This is a genomic window from Streptomyces sp. NPDC029164, assembly GCF_055563995.1.
This window is the reverse complement of the sequence record NZ_JBVHWW010000036.1, coordinates 40124-56129: the sequence shown is the minus strand read 5'-3', so window position 1 is coordinate 56129 and position 16006 is coordinate 40124. Positions and strand designations below refer to the sequence as shown.

The window sequence follows — 16006 nt, the reverse complement described above, 5'->3', positions numbered from 1 at the left end:
CCGGGCCGGTGTCCGTGTCCCCGGCGCCCGGACCCGCGTCACCGCCGGCCGTCAGGGCCCGGGCAGCACCACCGTGTGCGCCCGCTGCGGGGCCTGCGGCGCGGCAACCGGGTGCGCGCCCGAACGGAACTCCTGGGGACTCATGCCCCGCACCCGCTTGAACGCCGTCGACAGGGCGAAGGCCGAGCTGTAACCCACCCGCCGGGCCACCGTCGCGATGGTGGCGTCCGGTTCCCGCAGCAGATCCGCGGCGAGGGCCAGACGCCACCCCGTCAGATAGGCCACCGGCGGCTCACCCACCACATCGGTGAACCGGCGCGCCATCGAGGCCCGCGACACCCCCACCTTCAGGGCGAGTTCCTCGACCGTCCAGCCGTGCGCGGGATTCTCGTGCAGCAGCCGCAGGGCGGGCCCGACCACCGGATCGCTCTGGGCCCGGTACCAGGACGGCGCGCCGCTGCCCGGCGCCGCCAGCCAGGTCCGCAACACCCCGATCAGCAGCAGGTCCAGGAGCCGGTCCAGCACGATCTCCTGGCCCGGCTCGTCCTTGGAGATCTCCGACGCGAGCAGAGCGACCAAAGTGGTGTCGGCGGCCTCGGCCGGCCGCACCAAAATCGTCGGCAGCGCGCTCAGCAGCCGCCGGCCGATCTCACTCGGCGCCTGGTAGGTACCGCTCAGCATCACCGCCGAGCCGGCGTCCTGGAAATCGTCGCCCCAGGTACGCACACCGAGCGCCATCGTCTCGGTGACGTCCTCGCCCTCCTCGGTACTGCACCGCTGCTCCGGGCCGACCGTGATCTGCACCGGCGTGTCCCGGGAGTCCGCCACCGTGTACGGATCGGGGCCCCGCACGACGGCCACATCGCCCGGCCGGATCACCACCGGGGTGCCGTGCCCGGGAAGCAGCCACGCGTCGCCGTGCACCATCGTGACGACCGAGAGCGGCGCCCGGTCCTCCACGCGCAGCGACCAGGGCGGGTTGAAGACGGACTTGAGCAGGAAGGCCCCCCGGGCCTTGGGGCCCTCCAGCAGTCCGGTCAGCGTGTCCATGCGTACATCCTCTCGCCTCGAACGTCATGCCCCCGGCCCGCCACCCGCATCGGTGTCCGCACACGGCGAAGCGCCCGCTCTCCCGCGGGGGACGGAGAAGAGAGCGGGCGCCGTTCGCGGGGGGAGGAGCGGCGCAGCGCCACAGCGTCTGCCACCGCCGCCGGTCTCGCCGCGGCCGGGGGGCCTACACCGACGCGCGGCCGTGCAGCGTCAGGGCCCGTCCCAGCGCGGCCAGAGCCGCCGTACAGGCCACCGTACGCACGATGTTGCCCGAGGCCCACCGGCCGCCGAAGCGGGAGCGGGCCGCCGCCACGTCGGCGCCGGCCCGGGCCAGCTGGTTGTTGAGGGGGATGTTCACGATCGCGGTGACGGCCAGCGACAGCCCGTAGAGCGCGAACGCCAGCCAGCCCCAGCGCGCCGCGTCCGGGCGCCCGCCACGCTGCTGCTGCACGGCCGCCACCCCGGTCGCCAGGAAGGCGCCCAGGAAGAGCAGCCCGAACAGGCCGTTGTCGATCGCCTCGTTGATGTTCCGCATCGCGGTCACGTACGTCTGGTCGTCGCCGCGGCCCAGCCCCGGCATCACCGAGATGTCGAAGGCGAAGTACAGCCCGGCCATCAGCCCGGTCCCCACCGTCGCCGCCACCAGCGTCACCGATTGCGTGGTCGTGCTGCTCAATTCAGGATTCCCTTCAACGTGCGCTCGTAGCGCCGGTTCAGCAGCGTCGCGCCGATCAGCCGGACGGGCGGCGGGATGGTGGCCGCGACGTGCGCGACCGACTGCCGGGAAGCACCGTCGAACATCCACGGCTGGAGGTAGGTCATCACGCGCATCGGGGCGCTGGAGACGACCTTGCGCTCCTCGGCCAGGTAGGCCCGCTCGCCGAGCCGGTCGAAGACGGGGAAGACGATCCGCTCCTCGTCGCGCAGATGGTCGCGCAGCACACCCTCGAAGGTCTGCGCCGCCCGGACCAGGCCGTCACCGCGGCGGGCGATCGCCGTCGAGACGGCCGCCATCGCGGCGTCCAGTTCCTCGTGGTCCTCGTGCAGTTCGCGTGCCTGCGCGTCGAAGTCGGCGTCCCGGCGGCGCAGTCCCGGCCACAGCACGTCGTCCTCGCTGGTGTGGTGCCATTCGATGACCTGGCGCAGCCGCTGCCACCACTCGGTGCCCGCGCCGTTCCACGCGGGGGCCGCGGCGCGCAGCCGGGCCGCGTCGCGCCGCATCGCGACGTGCATCAGGGCGAAGCCGTGGAAGTGCGGGGGAAGGTGTTCCAGTCCGTGTTCGCTGGAATACGACGGGGGAGCTGGCACGGGAGCCTCCTGCCGGTCTGCCGAGCGCGGTGGCACGGGTGTGCGGGTGGTGCGGGTGTGCGGGTGGTGCGGGTGCGCGGGCGCGCGTCCCCCGAACCCCGAGTACCGGGCGGCGGCCGTACCAGAGTCGCCGCCCGGTCAAGGAGCCATGAGGGACGCAGCCGTGAGGGCTCGCGCCGTCAGACGTTCCAGACCCCCGACGCCGCGGCGTCGCGGGCGAAGTCGGAGAAGTCCTTGGGCTTGCGGCCCAGGGCCTCCTCGACACCGTGCACCAGGTGCGCGTTGCGCCCGTCGAGGATCATGGTGAACAGGTCCGCGAACTCCTCGGGCAGGCCGTTCTCGCGCAGCACCGCACGGTACTGCTCGTTGGTGACCGAGATGTACTTGATCTCGCGCCCGGTGGCCTTGGTCAGCTCGGCGGCCACATCGCTGTAGCTGAGCAGGCGCGGGCCCGACAGCTCGTACGTCTTGCCGATGTGCTTGTCATCGGTCAGCGCGGCCACCACGACGTCGGCGATGTCGTCGGCGTCGACGAAGGCCTCCACCGCGTCACCGGTCGGCAGGGCGATCTCGCCGGCCAGTACGGGCTCCAGGAAGAAGCTCTCGTTAAAGTTCTGGTTGAACCAACTGGAGCGGACGATGGTCCAGTCGGCGCCGGAGGCCTTCAGGTTCTCCTCCGACACCTCCGCGGCCTCCTCACCGCGGCCGGACAGCAGCACCAGACGGCGCGCACCGTTCGCGACGGCCACCTTGGAGAATTCGCGGACCTGCTCGGCGGCGCCCGGGAAGGCGAGGTCGGGGTAGTAGGTCACGTACACCCGGTCGACGCCCTCCAGCGCCGGACCCCAGGTGGCGGGCTCGTGCCAGTCGAAGGCGGGCCGGCCGCTACGGGAACCGATCCGGACCTGGCGGCCCAGGGCGGAAAGCTTCTCGGCGACGCGCCGGCCGGTCTTGCCGTGACCGCCGATGACGAGGGTGATCTGCGTGTTCTGAGTCATGAGTACAGTCAAGTCCAGTCTCGCGAGACGGGCCATAGCCACAAAGCTCAGTTCCATATGCCTGCGTCTACGAGTGGTCACCTCGGAGCGCGACGGAGAGAGTGTGGCTTCGGCGTGAGCCCCAGAATCGTAGGCATGCCCCCACGGGGCGGGCCAGGCGTCCCGAGCGACCCTTGAGGGCTCGTCGAGCGACCGTCCAGCAGCCGTCCAGCAGCCGCCCAGCGGATTCTGACCGACCGTCGAGCCCTCCTCTGCGGCGGGACTTGAGCCGTTTTCCGGTCCCCTGCGACACCATCGGCCCCGGAGTCACGACCCGCCGCTGGGAGGCCGCATGAACGCCACTCCGGATCATCCGGAGCTCGACCGGTTGTCCGCCGACCTGGCCGCTCTGCACGGACGGATCGGGCTCGACCCGGCCGCCGGGCGGCCCGCGCGCCGGGACCGCATCGACATCCGCTTCGCGGCCGCCGCCGCCCGCCACCCCACCCGACTCTGCACCCGGGACACCGGACAGCAGACGACCTACCTCGAACTGGACTGGCGCGCCGACGACATCGCACGCCGCCTGTCGGGCCGGACGGGACCCGGCGCGGCCGTCGCCGTCCGCACACAGCGCTCCTGCACCGTCCCCGCCGCCGTGGTCGGCGCACTGCGCACCGGAGCCGCCGTGCTGCCACTGGAACCCGGACACAACCCGGGCCTCCAGGAACGCCTGATGCGCGACGCCGGCGTCGAGATGGTCCTCTCCGACAGCGGACTGCTGCGCGACGAGATCCCGCTGGCCAAGGCGGGCAGATTCGTCATCGCGGCACGCCCCGAGACGGCGATCGGCCGCGAGATCCCGCCGGACACGGCCTTCCTGGCCCTGCCCGCCGGCGGCGATCCCGGCCGAACCCTCACCGTCCGGCCCGTCACCCACCGGGACATCCTCTCGTGGGTGGACACCGTGGTCCCGATGCTGGAGTCGGGACCGGACGAGGTGTGGACCTACTTCCACTCCCTCAGCCTGGACCTGGGCATGAGGGAGATCTGGGCCCCCCTGCTCAGCGGCGCCCACGCCGTCGTCGTGGACCGCGACACCGCCCGCGACGCCCGCGCGTTCGCCCGGCTGCTGGCCGAACGGCAGGTGAGCGTGGTGACCCAACTGCCGTCCGCCTTCGCCCGGCTGGCCACGGCCGCCCGCGCGAGCCGCGCCAACCTGCCGGCGCTGCGCCACGTACTGCTCTCGGACGAGCAGGTGCACGCCGCCGCCCTGGCCGACTGGCGGGACGCCCGGATCGCCCCACAGGCCGTCGTCTGGGACGTTTCGGGGCCGCCGACCGTCCTGTGAGCCGCCGCCGCCGGGACCGGCGGCACGAGGGGAGGGCCGCGGACGACCGACCGTCCACGGCCCTCCCTCCTGCCGCCGGTCCCGGCGGCGGCCGGCGTCAGTAGTTCCCCATCCCCCCGCACACGTTGAGCGCCTGGGCCGTGATGGAGGCCGCCAGATCGGTGGTCAGATAGCCCACCAGAGCGGCCACCTCCTCGGGCGTGGAGTACCGGCCCAGCGGGATCCTGGATTCCAGCTGGTCCTGGACGTACTCCTCGGTGGTCTCCCACGCCTGCGCGTAGCCACTGCGCACGCGCGCCGCCAGGGGCGTCTCCACATATCCGGGGCAGACCGCGTTGACGGTGGTCCCGGTCGGCGCGAGTTCCTTGCCGAGCGCCTTGGTGAACCCGACCACGGCGTGCTTGGACGCGGAATAGGGGGCACCGAGCAGGACCCCCTGCTTGCCCGCCGTGGAGGCGATGTTGACGATGCGGCCCCAGGGCTGCACGCCGAGGCCACCGCTGTTGAGGACCTCCCGCGTCAGCAGGAACACACTGTTGAGGTTGGTGTCGATGACGTCGTGCCACAACTCGTCGGTGATCTCCGCGGTGACGCCGCCGCCGCTGCGCCCGGCATTGTTGACCAGGACACTGACCGGGGCCCCGTACGCCGCCACCGCCGAGGCGACCAGCGACCGTACGGCCGTGCGGTCACGCACATCGGCGGCCGCGCCCTCCACGCTCAGCCCTTCGCCCTGCAGGTCGGCGACGGTCTGCTTGACCGCGGACTCGGTACGCGCGCAGACGAACACCCGGTGGCCGCGGGCGCCCAGATCCCGGGCGACGGCCAGCCCGATGCCGCTGGTCGCCCCGGTGACCAGCGCCACGGGCCGTTCGGGAGACATCTCTCTCGTCTTCACGCTCATGCTTGTTCCCTCCGTCGCTCACCAGACGTCCCGAGCGTGCCGCAGGGCACTCGGGGCGCGACGGATCAGCGCTCGCGCCAGGTTCCCGCACGCCGGAACCCGCCGGCGCGGTCCCATCCGGCCGCCTCCGTGCGCGGCGGATCGGGCCGTTCGACCGCGCGCCGGCCCAGCAGGGCGCTCAGGACCGCCAGCACGGCGGCCGTCTCCGCCGCGTCGGGGCGCCCGCGCACGATCCTCCACGGCTCCGCCCCCGCCCCCGGTGCGGCCGCCGCCTCCCCGGCCGTCATACCGGCGGGTTGCCGTGCTTGCGCGACGGCAGGTCGGCGTACTTGGGACGCAGCATGGCCAAGGCCCCCACGAGCACCGAGCGGGTCTCGGCCGGGTCGATGACGTCGTCGACCAGACCGCGCTCGGCGGCGTAATAGGGGTGCATCAGCTCGGCCGTGTACTCCTTGATCTTCTGCGCGCGCGTCGCGTCGGGGTCGGCGGAAGCGGCGATCTCCCGGCGGAAGATGACGTTCGCCGCGCCCTCGGCGCCCATGACGGCGATCTCGTTCGTGGGCCAGGCCAGCGCGAGGTCCGCGCCGATGGAACGGGAGTCCATGACGATGTAGGCACCGCCGTACGCCTTGCGCAGCACCAGGGAGATCCGCGGGACGGTGGCATTGCAGTACGCGTACAGCAGCTTGGCGCCGTGCCGGATGATCCCGCCGTGCTCCTGGCCGACACCCGGCAGGAAACCGGGCACGTCGACCAGGGTGACCAGCGGAATGTTGAAGGCGTCGCAGAACTGCACGAAGCGCGCCGCCTTCTCGCTCGCGTGGATGTCGAGGACCCCGGCCAGGCTCGCGGGCTGGTTGGCGACGAAACCGGTGACGTGCCCGTCCATCCGGGCCAGCGTGCACACCACGTTGGCCGCCCAGCCGGGCTGCACCTCGAAGTGGTCGCCGTCGTCGACGACCTCCTCGATGACCCGGCGGATGTCGTACGCCTGCTGCGGATTGGCGGGGACGATGCCCGAGAGCGCCTCGGTACGCCGGTCAGCGGGGTCATCACCGTACTCGCGCGGCGGTGTCTCACGGTTGTTGGACGGCAGCAGCGAGAGCAGGTGCCGTACGTCCTCCAGGCAGCTCTGCTCGTCGTCGTAGGCGAAGGCGGCCACCCCGGAGACCGCGGCGTGCACATCGGCGCCGCCGAGACCGTTCTGGGTGATCTCCTCACCCGTGACGGCACGCACCACGTCCGGGCCGGTGATGAACATCTGCGAGGTCCCGCGGACCATGAAGACGAAATCGGTGAGCGCGGGGGAGTAGGCGGCCCCGCCCGCGCACGGGCCCATCATCACACTGATCTGCGGGATGACCCCGGAGGAGCGGGTGTTGCGCTGGAAGATGCCGCCGTAACCGGCCAGCGCGGACACACCCTCCTGGATCCGGGCACCGGCACCGTCGTTCAGCGAGACCAGCGGGGCGCCGGCCGCCTCGGCCAGGTCCATCACCTTGTGGATCTTCTCCGCGTGGGCCTCGCCCAGCGCCCCGCCGAAGATGCGGAAGTCATGCGCGTACACGAACACGGTGCGGCCGCCCACCGTGCCCCACCCGGTGACCACGCCGTCGGTGTAGGGCCGCTTCTGCTCCAGCCCGAAACCGCTCGCGCGGTGCCGGCGCAGCGCCTCGATCTCGTGGAACGAGCCCTCGTCCAGCAGCAGCGCGATGCGTTCGCGGGCGGTGAGTTTGCCCTTGGCGTGCTGCGCTTCGGTGGCCCGCTCGTCGGGGCCGGCCAGGGCCAGGGCCTTGATGCCGGCCAGTTCCGCGGCAGGGTCTCTGCCCGGCAGGGTGGGCACGTCACTGATGGTCATGTGGATCCTCCAGATCTGAAGACCGGATTGCGGCCACCGTCGCGCGCGGGGCTCAAGACGCCGTGGAAGTACGCTCGAACCCCGTACGAGACGTGGTCCTGGCGCCGCCCGGCACGCGGGCCCGGCGCCGGTCGGCCCGGCGGCCTGAGGACGGGGTGGCCTGAGGCGGGGTGGGGCCCCCGCCCGGGTGCGGCAGGGCTCAGGTCGCCCGGTGCAGGGTGAGGTGGCGGCGGCCGGCCGGCTTCGCCCGGTACGGCGACGGCCCGCCGGAGCCGTCCGCGACGGCGGCGCCGACCGCGGCAGGTGCCGCGGCGAAGGCCGCGCCGGTGCACTCCCGCCTCTCCCGCTCCTCCCGCAGGACCTCCCGCAGGGCCTGCTCGAAGCGGTCGATGTCCTGGGCGCCGTTGTCGTGGTGGACGGACGCCCGGACGGCGGTGGCGCCGTCCCGGACGGCCGGGTGGAGCGGGTTCTCCTGCGCGACGCTCTTGCGCAGGACGACCCCGCGCCGGGCCAGGCCGCGCCGGATGAGCGCCGCCGGGACCTCGCCGTGACGGAACGCCAGCATCCCGGCCTGCTCCCGGCCCGGCGCGAGCAGTTCGATCCCCGGCGTCCGCTCGACGACCGCGCGCAGCCGGGGCAGCAGGTCCTCGCGCGGGAGGCGGGAGGCGCCGGCGTGGTCGGCGAGGGCGGCGTTCAGCGCGGCCACGGCCGCCGGGGCGGGCGCCGGCGGACGGCCGCCCCACACCCCGGGCGCGGCGTAGGCGAAGCCCACCGCGTCCGGGCCGCGCAGGAACCTCCAGCCGTCCGCCGTGACCAGGTGCGCTCCGGTGCGCGCGGCGTCGACGGGGAGCTGGCCGACGGAGTGGGAGGCGTCGACGGCGTACCGGGCCCGGTGGGGGGCCAGGAGCCGGCCCACCCGCTCGACCGGATTGACGGTGCCGCAGGCCGAGGAGACGTGGACCACCGAGACGAGGGCGACGTCCTCGTCGATGTGGGCCCGCATCCAGTCCAGGTCGAGGTCGCCGTCCGCGCGCAGCGGGACCACCTCCAGCCGGCAACGGGTGCGGTCACGCAGGGCGTAGAGGGTGGTCAGGTGGTCCACGCCCTCGTGCGGGGTGGTCCAGATCCGGTCGCCGGGGCCGAGCTCCGTGGCGGAGACGAAGGCGTCGAAGGCCGCGGCCGCGCCGGTGGTGAGGACCGTGTCGCCGGCCGGGACACCCAGCAGGCCGCCGAGACGGTCGTGCACCTCGGTGTCCAGGACGGCGCCGAGGTGCTCCTTCAGCGCGCGGCTCCCGAAGCGGTCGTCGCGGGCCGTGCAGGCGGCGAGCACGGCCCGCACACCGTCCGGCATCCGGCCCGTGCCCGCCGTGTCCAGGTGGGCCGTTCGTTCCGTGTCGTACGTCGGCGCATTCATCGGCGCATTCATTCAGGGGCCTCCCCCCGCTGTCGGGGCCGTGGCACGTCGCCACGACCCTGTGTTCCATGTATTGCCAGAACGCTTGGCAATACATTGCCTATTGCTTGGCGGTCTTGGCAATGCCCGCTCCGGCGATGCTCAAGTTCCGGCTCCTTGGCAACTCCTGGCAAATCCCCACTCGCCCCCTGGCATATCAACGTCCGTGCAGGTCACGGCAATTCATGAAGGTGCCTGACCTTCACAAAGGGAGGCCGGCGGGCGGTGCCCGCCCTTCCCTCCAGCTTTTCTCAAGCGATTGACGAGCAAATCCCAAGCAGGCGTTGCCAATCTTCTTGGCAGAGGACTTGCCAAGAAGATTCAAAACGTTGCCACGGAGGAGCCACCATGAAGAACATCGCCCGCGTCGTCGCCACCGCCGCCCTCGTCGCCACCGCCGTCCTGACCGCGGGCGCGGCCGCCCACGCCGACGGCGGCGCCATCGACTGGCCGGTCCCCCCGACCTCGGCCGGCACCCCGGCCGCCGCCGGACCCGCCACCGCCCTGATCGACTGGCCGTAACCGCTCGGCGGCGGCTCGAAAGCCACTACAGGAAAGAGATGGAGCACATCCACCCCGGCTAGCGTGCCTCGAACGGGGGCAGCTCCTTGGCCACCGGAGGAAAAGAGCCAAGGAAGTACGGAGGAGACCGTGAGAATTCAGGTTCTGGGTCCGCTGAGCGCAGAGGTCAACGGGGGATCCATCGTTCCGACCGCGGGCAAACCAAGACAGCTCCTGTCGCTCCTCGCGCTCTATCCAGGGCGCGTCATACCGGTTCCCACCCTCATGGAGGAGATCTGGGGAACCGCGCCGCCCCAGAGCGCGCTGACCACCCTGCAGACGTACATCCTCCAACTGCGCAGACGACTGGGCACCGCCATGGGCCCCGACGCCCCCGGCGGCGCCAAGGAAGTACTCGTCACCCGGCACGGCGGCTACCTCCTGCAGATACCCGAGGACGGCGTCGACGTGCACGACTACGAACGCCTCGCCGGCGAGGGCCAGTCGGCCTTCGAATCCGGCGACAGCCGGGTCTGCGCCGCCCGCTACCGGGCCGCCCTGGACCTGTGGCGGGGCCCCGCCCTGGTCGACGTACGCGTCGGACCGATCCTCGACATCGAGGTGATGCGCCTGGAGGAGAGCCGCCTGGTCACCGTGGAGCGGCGGATCGACGCCGACCTGAGGCTGGGCCGGCACGCGGAACTGATCGCCGAGCTGACCGAGCTGACCGCACGTCACCCCCAGCACGAGGGACTCCACTCGCAGGTCATGGTGGCCCTGTACCGCTCGGGCCGGCAGGCCACCGCCCTGGACGTGTACCGCCGGCTGCGCGGCCGGCTGATCGAGGACCTGGGCGTCGAACCGTCACCCCAACTCCAGCGACTGCACCAGGCCATGCTCGCCGTCGACCCGCAGCTCGACGTCCTCGCCGGACCGCGCCGCACCTCCACCTTCGACCTCTACGCCGCCTAGGGCCTGACGTCAAACTCCCGTCGTCGCCGGAGGGCGGCCCCGCTCAGTCGCGCCGCACGGCCACACCCGCGAGCCCCCGGGCGAGCGCCTCCGCGCTGCTCCGGGGACCGCCGAGCCCGGTCATGACGACACTCACCGGCGATCCGGTCCCGTCCGCGAGAACCCGCGCCAGCTCGTACGCCGCCCCCGCGCCCGGCCCGCACCCGCCCAGCACCAGCCGCCTGCCGCAGGCCAGCAGCTCGGCGAGGGCCGCGGGCACCACCGCGCCGGGCACCGTAGGGCCGGGCACCGTAGGGCCGGGCGGGCCGTCCAGGTCCCACACCACGATCGTCTGCGGGCCCTGGTGGTCGCGGGCGAACCGCTCGTAGCAGCCGCCCACCACCCCCGGGACCGCCAGCAGACAGATCACCTCCGCCGAAGACGCCCCGCCGCGCAGCGTGCGGAGCGCGGTACGCCGCACCGCCGGCGGCCGGGCGGCCATGGACGGGGCCTCCGCGTCCGCCAGCAGGGCCAGCACCCCGCCGACCGTGGGATCAGGGTCCGGCAGATCGGTCAGGGCCCGCAGCAGGCCGACGCACTGCCCGAGGACGGCGGCGGCGTCCGCGTCCGCCAGACGCGCCCGGTCGTACACGGCGTCGAGCACCAGCGCGCCGCCGCTCTCGTGCCGGGCGACCACCGTGACGGGCACACCACCGCCGGCGCCGACGGTCCGCGGCGCGTCCACGCCGACGCCCTGCGCCTGCAGTTCACGCCCCACGCCGGCCCCCGGATCGGCCGGACCGTCGAAGACGATGACGCTGTCGGTGAGCCGCTCGCCCGGCCCCCGGCCGCTCCACTCGCGGATGAGGTCGGCCGACACCCACGAATAGGCGCCCATGTCCAGCCGGGCGTCGTGCACCTGCCGCAGCAGAGCGGCCAGCGGGGCCGCCGGATCCACCCGCACCGTCATCGGCAGCGCACTGCCCAGCAGCCCGGGGATACCGGCCGCTCCGGGCAGCGCGATGTCACCGCCGCAGACCCGCACGCCGAAACTCACCGCCAGCGGACCCTCGGCCGCGGCCGCCCGGTACAGCAGCAGCGCCCACACCATGTGCAGGGCGCTGCTCTCGCCGGCCCCCCGCGCCGCGGCCCAGGAACGCAGCCGCGGCCCGTACGGGTCCTCCAGCCGCCGGCGCAGGCGCCCCTCGCCGCTCTGGCGGGTGTCCGCGCCGGGGCGTCCCGGCGCGGTCGCGGCGCCGCGCGGGGGCGCCGCGCGCGTCCACAGCTCCCGGGCCCCCTCGGTGCCCTGCCGGGCCAGCCAGCGCGCGTGGTCGCGCAGGTCGGGGCGGCGCTCACCGCCGGGCAGGGCGCCCGCGGCCAGGTAGGCGCGGTAGAACGCGCGCAGCAGGAGGTGGACGCCGTGCTCGTCGAGCAGCGCGCGGTGGCAGGTCAGCAGCACCCGGGTGGGCGCCCCCGGGTCCCCCTCCAGCAGGGTCAGGCGCAGCAGCGGCGGCCGGTTGAGGGCGAACCCCCGCGCCCGGTCCGCGTCGAGGAGTTCCCGCCAGGTGGTGTCCGCGCGGGTACGGTGGACGATCTCGACTTCGGCGTACGGATGCAGCAGCAGCCGTGGCACCGCCGTCCAGTCGAAGGCGGCCCGCAGGATCGACTCCCGCCCGCAGACGGACTGCCAGGCCGCGTCGAAGCGGGCCCGGTCGAGCGGGCCCGACCAGTTCCAGTGGACCTGTTCCAGGTACCGGTCCGGCCCGTCGGCACGGGTGACGGCCTCCGCGAGCAGTTCGCGCCGGTCCCCGGCCAGGGCCAGGGGCTCACCGGCGCCCGGGTACGGGCCCAGCAGGTCCGCCAGCAGCTCGGCGCTCAGATCCGCGGGACCCGGCGACGCCGGGCTCGGCGACGCGGGACCGGGCGCGCCGGTGTCCGGCAGCAGGCGCAGGGTGTGCCGGCCCGGCCCGTGGCCCTCCAGGGTGACCCGGAAGCGGCGGTGGCGCTCGGCGATGCGGGCGGCGAACAACTCGGCGTCCGCGTCGTGGCGCAGCCCCCGCAGGCCGAGGACGAGCGCGGAACCGGGCGCGGCGCGGCCCGCCTCGTGCACCACCGCGAGGACCGGCCCGGGCCCGTCCGCGCTCTTGTCAGTCACCGACACGGACACGACACGGGAAAACCGGCGCGAAGGGCACCGCGGAGCGTTCCCCTGCGTTCACGGCGTCCGCCTTCCCTCGCCCCACCCGGAGGTCACCGGTCGCAGAAAGGGTAAGTGGTCCCGGGGCCCGGTTCCCCTTTCCTCAAGTGGTGCTGCAGCGCTTCGCGAACCGGTGTCGACCTGCGCCTTCCCGTCCGCCGGCAGAGCGGGCCGGCGCCGGTGCGCGGCGCCGACCAGATGGCGCTCCAGGACCCGATGGGCGGTGAACGTCCACTCCCCGCCCGCGTCCCCCTCCTCATCCGGCACGCCCACCAAGGCGACACGGCCCCGCTCATCACGGTCGAACCCGACGGCGGGGAAGCCGCCGCGCGGCCCGTGCCCGAGCGCCCTGGTACGGGCCTCCTTCAGGGTCCACAGCCACAGCAGCCGGGCCCGGCGCTCGCCCTCGGGCAGGGCGGCCAGTGCCGCGCGTTCCGCCGCGGTGCACCACCGCTCGGGCGGCACCTCGACGGCCACGTCACGGTCCGCGGGCTGCGCGTCCACACCGATCGGACCGCTACGGCTGACACCGACCACGATCAGCTCACCGGTGTGCGCCAGGCTCACCGCGAGGTCCTCGCCCGCACCCCGCACCAGGGGCTGCCCGTCCGGCTCGTAGCCCAGTTCCAGGGTGTCCACGGGAACGTTCAGCGCGGCCGCGGCGGCGTGCTTGACCACGAACCGCGAGACGGCGAAGCGCATCCTGCCGGCCGCGGCCGCCGTCTGCCGGTAGCGCGGCCAGTCGCGCCCGAGCAGGGGCCGCAGCGCGGGGTCGAGCAGCACGGCGGCCAGCCACTGGCCCCACGTCGTGCAGATCACCGCCCGGCCGGTGTCGTCGAGCCGGTCGCCCACCTCGTCCCACGGGCCTTCGGGACCGGCGATGTGCAGCGGCGCGCCGAGCGCCTCCGGGCGGGACCGGGCGGCAACCATGGTCACGACCTCCTTCTCGTGCTCATCGCGGACTCGCGGATCGCGGACTCGCGGGCGCGGGGGCGCGGGGGCTCGTGGCTCATCGCAGACGGCGTACGGCGCTCTGGGCGTGCCACCTGGCCAGGCGCAGCGTCTCCGTACCGGCCCGCCCCAGCCACGTCCGTACGTACCGGCGGGCCTCCACGAGGTCGGTCCCCGCCCCCAGCACCTCCTCGACCGCCTCCTCCCGCAGCATCACCCGCCGGGCGCAGACGACCCGTACGCCGCCCCCGTCCGGGACCAGCGACCACTCGCCGCTGTGCGCGGCGAGCAGCCGGGACGTCGTCAGCTCCTTGTCGACGATCCGCGCGGCCGAGGGGAAACACAGCCGCACCGACCGGGTGGTGACCGTAGCCCCGCCGGGGGCGGCGCAGGTGTCCACGGTCGCCAGCTGCACCCCGGGTACGTCCTCGATCACGCCGACCGATTCCACGTGCGGGACGCGCTCGGGCCAGTCCCCGATCCGGTAGAGGAAGTCGTAGACCAGCTCGGCGGGGCCGTCGACGCGCACGCTGTCCTCGAAGGAGAACACCAGCTGGTCCAGGCGCTCCCAGCGCTCGGCGATCCCCTTCACGTGGGCGAGCCGCTCGGCCGGCTCCGCCTCCCACTCCCGCCGGCTGCGCTCGCTCGCGGCGGCGGGAAGCCCCTCCAGAGTACGTTCCTGACGTAGCGTCAGGAGTGATTCGGTCTCGCCGAGCGCCTCGACCGTCCACACGCCGGCGGTGGGCACGCCCGGACGGGCGGTGTCCTCCTCCTCGAACCCGACGGTCCTGGCGTGCGGGTCCAGCACCCGGCGCACGTGGAAGGAGCGGACCCTCCCGTCGCGCACGTCCCAGACCCGCAGCCGTTCCCGGACCCCGTCGAAGTCCATCCGCTCGACGTGGACGTGCGAGGGCAGCAGAAGGGGCCAGCGGACGGCGTCGGCCAGCAGTCCGTAGACCACGCCGGCCGGGGCGGCCACCCACGCCGTCCGCTCGCTCGCGTGCACGCGCTGCGACGGCATGAGACGTACCCCCTGATCGTTCCTGCGATGCGTTCCAGGCTGCACCAGGGGACTTGAGCCTTCCTCAACCGCCGACGGTCGAGGCCCCGCTGAGCCGCCCCACCCGCCCGCCCTGCCCGCCCTGTCCGGCGGCCTGTACGGCCTGTCCCGCCTGTCCGGCCTGGGTCAGTGCGTCGGCCAGCACCCGCCAGATCTCGGCGGCGAGGTCGATGTTGGCGTCCTCCTGCGCCTGCTGGGCCAGATCGCGCAGGCCCTGGATCCCGGAGGGGTCGCCGCCGAGGATCAGCAGCTGATGACGCAGGATCTCCAGCCGCACCCGGCCGCGGTAGGTCATCCTCGGCTGGTCGGCGGCCAGTTGGCCGAGCAGGGCGCGCGCGTCGTCGTACCGGCCGGTGGCGAACGCGAGGTCGGCCTTGAGCGCGGTCAGGTCCTGCCGCAGGGCCGGCGTGCCCACGAATGCGAGCGCGGCCTCGGCCTCGGCGGCGCGCCGGCGTGCCTGCTCCGGATCGGCGGGCAGCTTCTGCAGGTGCAGCCGGGCCGTGGCCAGCCGCAGCCGGATCCACAGGACCAGATCCTCCTGGCTGCCGAACCGGTCGAGGGCGTCGTCCAGGAACGCCTGCGCGCCCGGGTAGTCGCCCTGGCGCATCCGCACGGCCGCGGCCGTCCACATCGCCTCGGCCCACAGCGCGTCGGAGCGGCCCCCGACGAGGACGGTCAGCTCGTCGGCATGCACCCGGGCGTCGCCGATCCGGCCGGCCTCGGCCTGTACGGACACCAGCGCCAGCAGGGCGGTGGCCCGGTCCTCCACCCCCAACTCCTCGCCCAGCGCGATCCGGTGGGCCTCGACGGCGGCGTCCAGGGCCGGGTTGATCTCACCGACGGACCGCAGGCAGCGGGCGAGCCGGGTCAGGCCCCGCACGCGCAGCTCGCACACACCCACTTCCTCGCCGAGCGCCACCAGCCGGGTGAGCCGGTCCAGCTCCAGCGCGTGGTCGCCCTGGACGCGGGCGGCCCGGGCGAGGAGCCACAGCGCCTGCCAGCGCAATACCGGCGGCTCGTGCCCCTCGGCGGCCAGCGCCTGGCGCAGGGCCTCGATGGCGTCGGGGGAGCCGGTGGACGCCGCGAGGGTGAGCGCATGCGCCAGCGAGCCGGTGGCCGGCTCCTCGAAGTCGGCCGGTTCCAGGCCCAGCCGGCCGGCCAGGTACCCCACGGCCCGCTCGGTCGGCTGCCGTGCGCCCGACTCCAGACGGGACAGGTAGCCGGTGGACATGCCCTCGCCGGCCAGCGCCGTCTGGGACAGGCCCTGGGCCATCCGGAGCTTTCTCAGGCGGTGTCCGAACGCGGGCTGTCGCAGCATGAGCATCCCTGAGGTCGCGGGCAAGAAATCTGTCGGGAACCGCCATCGAGCGTAGGGCGCCCGGCAACACGCGGGCAAACCTTTGCCAGGGGTTCGCCACGGCTCTCATGCGCACGTCATGCGTTCC

The 16006-nt window shown here is 73.7% G+C and carries 15 protein-coding genes; 3 read left to right on the top strand and 12 right to left on the bottom strand.

The window, feature by feature from the left end; translation table 11 throughout:
* Positions 1-51: 51 nt before the first annotated feature.
* From ACZ4VT_RS29765 to ACZ4VT_RS29750, 4 genes are all read right to left on the bottom strand, one after another.
* The gene (locus tag ACZ4VT_RS29765; protein WP_467954279.1) at positions 52-1050 is read right to left on the bottom strand and encodes an AraC family transcriptional regulator; all 999 of its coding nucleotides are present in this window, start codon (positions 1048-1050) and stop codon (positions 52-54) included.
* A 184-nt stretch (positions 1051-1234) separates the two neighbouring features.
* Positions 1235-1726, bottom strand: a complete 492-nt coding sequence (locus tag ACZ4VT_RS29760; RefSeq protein WP_362812954.1) for an anthrone oxygenase family protein — start codon at positions 1724-1726, stop codon at positions 1235-1237.
* Entirely contained in the window at positions 1723-2358 is a 636-nt protein-coding gene (locus ACZ4VT_RS29755) for a hemerythrin domain-containing protein (protein ID WP_467954276.1), read from the bottom strand. Before ACZ4VT_RS29755 ends, ACZ4VT_RS29760 begins: the two co-directional genes overlap by 4 nt.
* A 179-nt stretch (positions 2359-2537) precedes the next feature.
* A complete protein-coding gene (locus tag ACZ4VT_RS29750; RefSeq protein ID WP_467954274.1) occupies positions 2538-3356 on the bottom strand; it encodes an NAD(P)H-binding protein in 819 nt (272 codons plus the stop codon).
* 331 nt (positions 3357-3687) lie between these two features.
* On the opposite strand from ACZ4VT_RS29750, the gene ACZ4VT_RS29745 reads away from it, so the two are divergent.
* Positions 3688-4686, top strand: coding sequence for an AMP-binding protein (locus tag ACZ4VT_RS29745; RefSeq protein WP_467954272.1), 999 nt, complete (start codon positions 3688-3690; stop codon positions 4684-4686).
* A gap of 97 nt (positions 4687-4783) precedes the next feature.
* Here ACZ4VT_RS29745 and ACZ4VT_RS29740 read toward each other — a convergent pair whose 3' ends face one another.
* From ACZ4VT_RS29740 to ACZ4VT_RS29725, 4 genes are all read right to left on the bottom strand, one after another.
* Positions 4784-5590 carry an SDR family NAD(P)-dependent oxidoreductase gene (locus ACZ4VT_RS29740; protein ID WP_467954270.1) on the bottom strand — a complete coding sequence of 269 codons (807 nt, stop codon included), beginning with the start codon at positions 5588-5590 and terminating at the stop codon, positions 4784-4786.
* Positions 5591-5655: 65 nt separating this feature from the next.
* Positions 5656-5877 carry an acyl-CoA carboxylase epsilon subunit gene (locus ACZ4VT_RS29735; RefSeq protein WP_362810292.1) on the bottom strand — a complete coding sequence of 74 codons (222 nt, stop codon included), beginning with the start codon at positions 5875-5877 and terminating at the stop codon, positions 5656-5658.
* Positions 5874-7448 (bottom strand): acyl-CoA carboxylase subunit beta, encoded by a 1575-nt coding sequence (locus ACZ4VT_RS29730; RefSeq protein WP_467954268.1) that lies wholly within the window; start codon positions 7446-7448, stop codon positions 5874-5876. Before ACZ4VT_RS29730 ends, ACZ4VT_RS29735 begins: the two co-directional genes overlap by 4 nt.
* Before the next feature lie 199 nt (positions 7449-7647).
* Positions 7648-8862 carry an aminotransferase class V-fold PLP-dependent enzyme gene (locus ACZ4VT_RS29725; RefSeq protein ID WP_467954266.1) on the bottom strand — a complete coding sequence of 405 codons (1215 nt, stop codon included), beginning with the start codon at positions 8860-8862 and terminating at the stop codon, positions 7648-7650.
* A 387-nt stretch (positions 8863-9249) separates the two neighbouring features.
* Here ACZ4VT_RS29725 and ACZ4VT_RS29720 point away from each other — a divergent pair, with 387 nt between their 5' ends.
* Together ACZ4VT_RS29720 and ACZ4VT_RS29715 are read left to right on the top strand one after the other, a co-directional pair.
* The gene (locus ACZ4VT_RS29720; RefSeq protein WP_362810283.1) at positions 9250-9423 is read left to right on the top strand and encodes a hypothetical protein; all 174 of its coding nucleotides are present in this window, start codon (positions 9250-9252) and stop codon (positions 9421-9423) included.
* Positions 9424-9552: 129 nt separating this feature from the next.
* A complete protein-coding gene (locus tag ACZ4VT_RS29715; protein ID WP_467954264.1) occupies positions 9553-10374 on the top strand; it encodes an AfsR/SARP family transcriptional regulator in 822 nt (273 codons plus the stop codon).
* 43 nt (positions 10375-10417) lie between these two features.
* Here ACZ4VT_RS29715 and ACZ4VT_RS29710 read toward each other — a convergent pair whose 3' ends face one another.
* From ACZ4VT_RS29710 to ACZ4VT_RS29695, 4 genes are all read right to left on the bottom strand, one after another.
* Positions 10418-12508 (bottom strand): condensation domain-containing protein, encoded by a 2091-nt coding sequence (locus ACZ4VT_RS29710; RefSeq protein ID WP_467954262.1) that lies wholly within the window; start codon positions 12506-12508, stop codon positions 10418-10420.
* 60 nt (positions 12509-12568) lie between these two features.
* Positions 12569-13480 (bottom strand): 4'-phosphopantetheinyl transferase family protein, encoded by a 912-nt coding sequence (locus tag ACZ4VT_RS29705; protein WP_467954324.1) that lies wholly within the window; start codon positions 13478-13480, stop codon positions 12569-12571.
* 79 nt (positions 13481-13559) lie between these two features.
* Complete coding sequence (locus tag ACZ4VT_RS29700; RefSeq protein WP_467954260.1) at positions 13560-14522, bottom strand: SRPBCC family protein; 963 nt, start codon at positions 14520-14522, stop codon at positions 13560-13562.
* Positions 14523-14586: 64 nt separating this feature from the next.
* Positions 14587-15879 (bottom strand): helix-turn-helix domain-containing protein, encoded by a 1293-nt coding sequence (locus ACZ4VT_RS29695; protein ID WP_467954258.1) that lies wholly within the window; start codon positions 15877-15879, stop codon positions 14587-14589.
* Between the last annotated feature and the right edge of the window lie 127 nt (positions 15880-16006).

Coding starts and splice junctions, on each gene's coding strand:
- ACZ4VT_RS29695 (WP_467954258.1), bottom strand. CDS start 15,879: ATGCTGCGACAGCCCGCGTTCGGACACCGCCTGAGAAAGCTCCGGATG.
- ACZ4VT_RS29750 (WP_467954274.1), bottom strand. CDS start 3,356: ATGACTCAGAACACGCAGATCACCCTCGTCATCGGCGGTCACGGCAAG.
- ACZ4VT_RS29700 (WP_467954260.1), bottom strand. CDS start 14,522: ATGCCGTCGCAGCGCGTGCACGCGAGCGAGCGGACGGCGTGGGTGGCC.
- ACZ4VT_RS29720 (WP_362810283.1), top strand. CDS start 9,250: ATGAAGAACATCGCCCGCGTCGTCGCCACCGCCGCCCTCGTCGCCACC.
- ACZ4VT_RS29735 (WP_362810292.1), bottom strand. CDS start 5,877: ATGACGGCCGGGGAGGCGGCGGCCGCACCGGGGGCGGGGGCGGAGCCG.
- ACZ4VT_RS29730 (WP_467954268.1), bottom strand. CDS start 7,448: ATGACCATCAGTGACGTGCCCACCCTGCCGGGCAGAGACCCTGCCGCG.
- ACZ4VT_RS29765 (WP_467954279.1), bottom strand. CDS start 1,050: ATGGACACGCTGACCGGACTGCTGGAGGGCCCCAAGGCCCGGGGGGCC.
- ACZ4VT_RS29740 (WP_467954270.1), bottom strand. CDS start 5,590: ATGAGCGTGAAGACGAGAGAGATGTCTCCCGAACGGCCCGTGGCGCTG.
- ACZ4VT_RS29705 (WP_467954324.1), bottom strand. CDS start 13,480: ATGGTTGCCGCCCGGTCCCGCCCGGAGGCGCTCGGCGCGCCGCTGCAC.
- ACZ4VT_RS29745 (WP_467954272.1), top strand. CDS start 3,688: ATGAACGCCACTCCGGATCATCCGGAGCTCGACCGGTTGTCCGCCGAC.
- ACZ4VT_RS29725 (WP_467954266.1), bottom strand. CDS start 8,862: ATGAATGCGCCGACGTACGACACGGAACGAACGGCCCACCTGGACACG.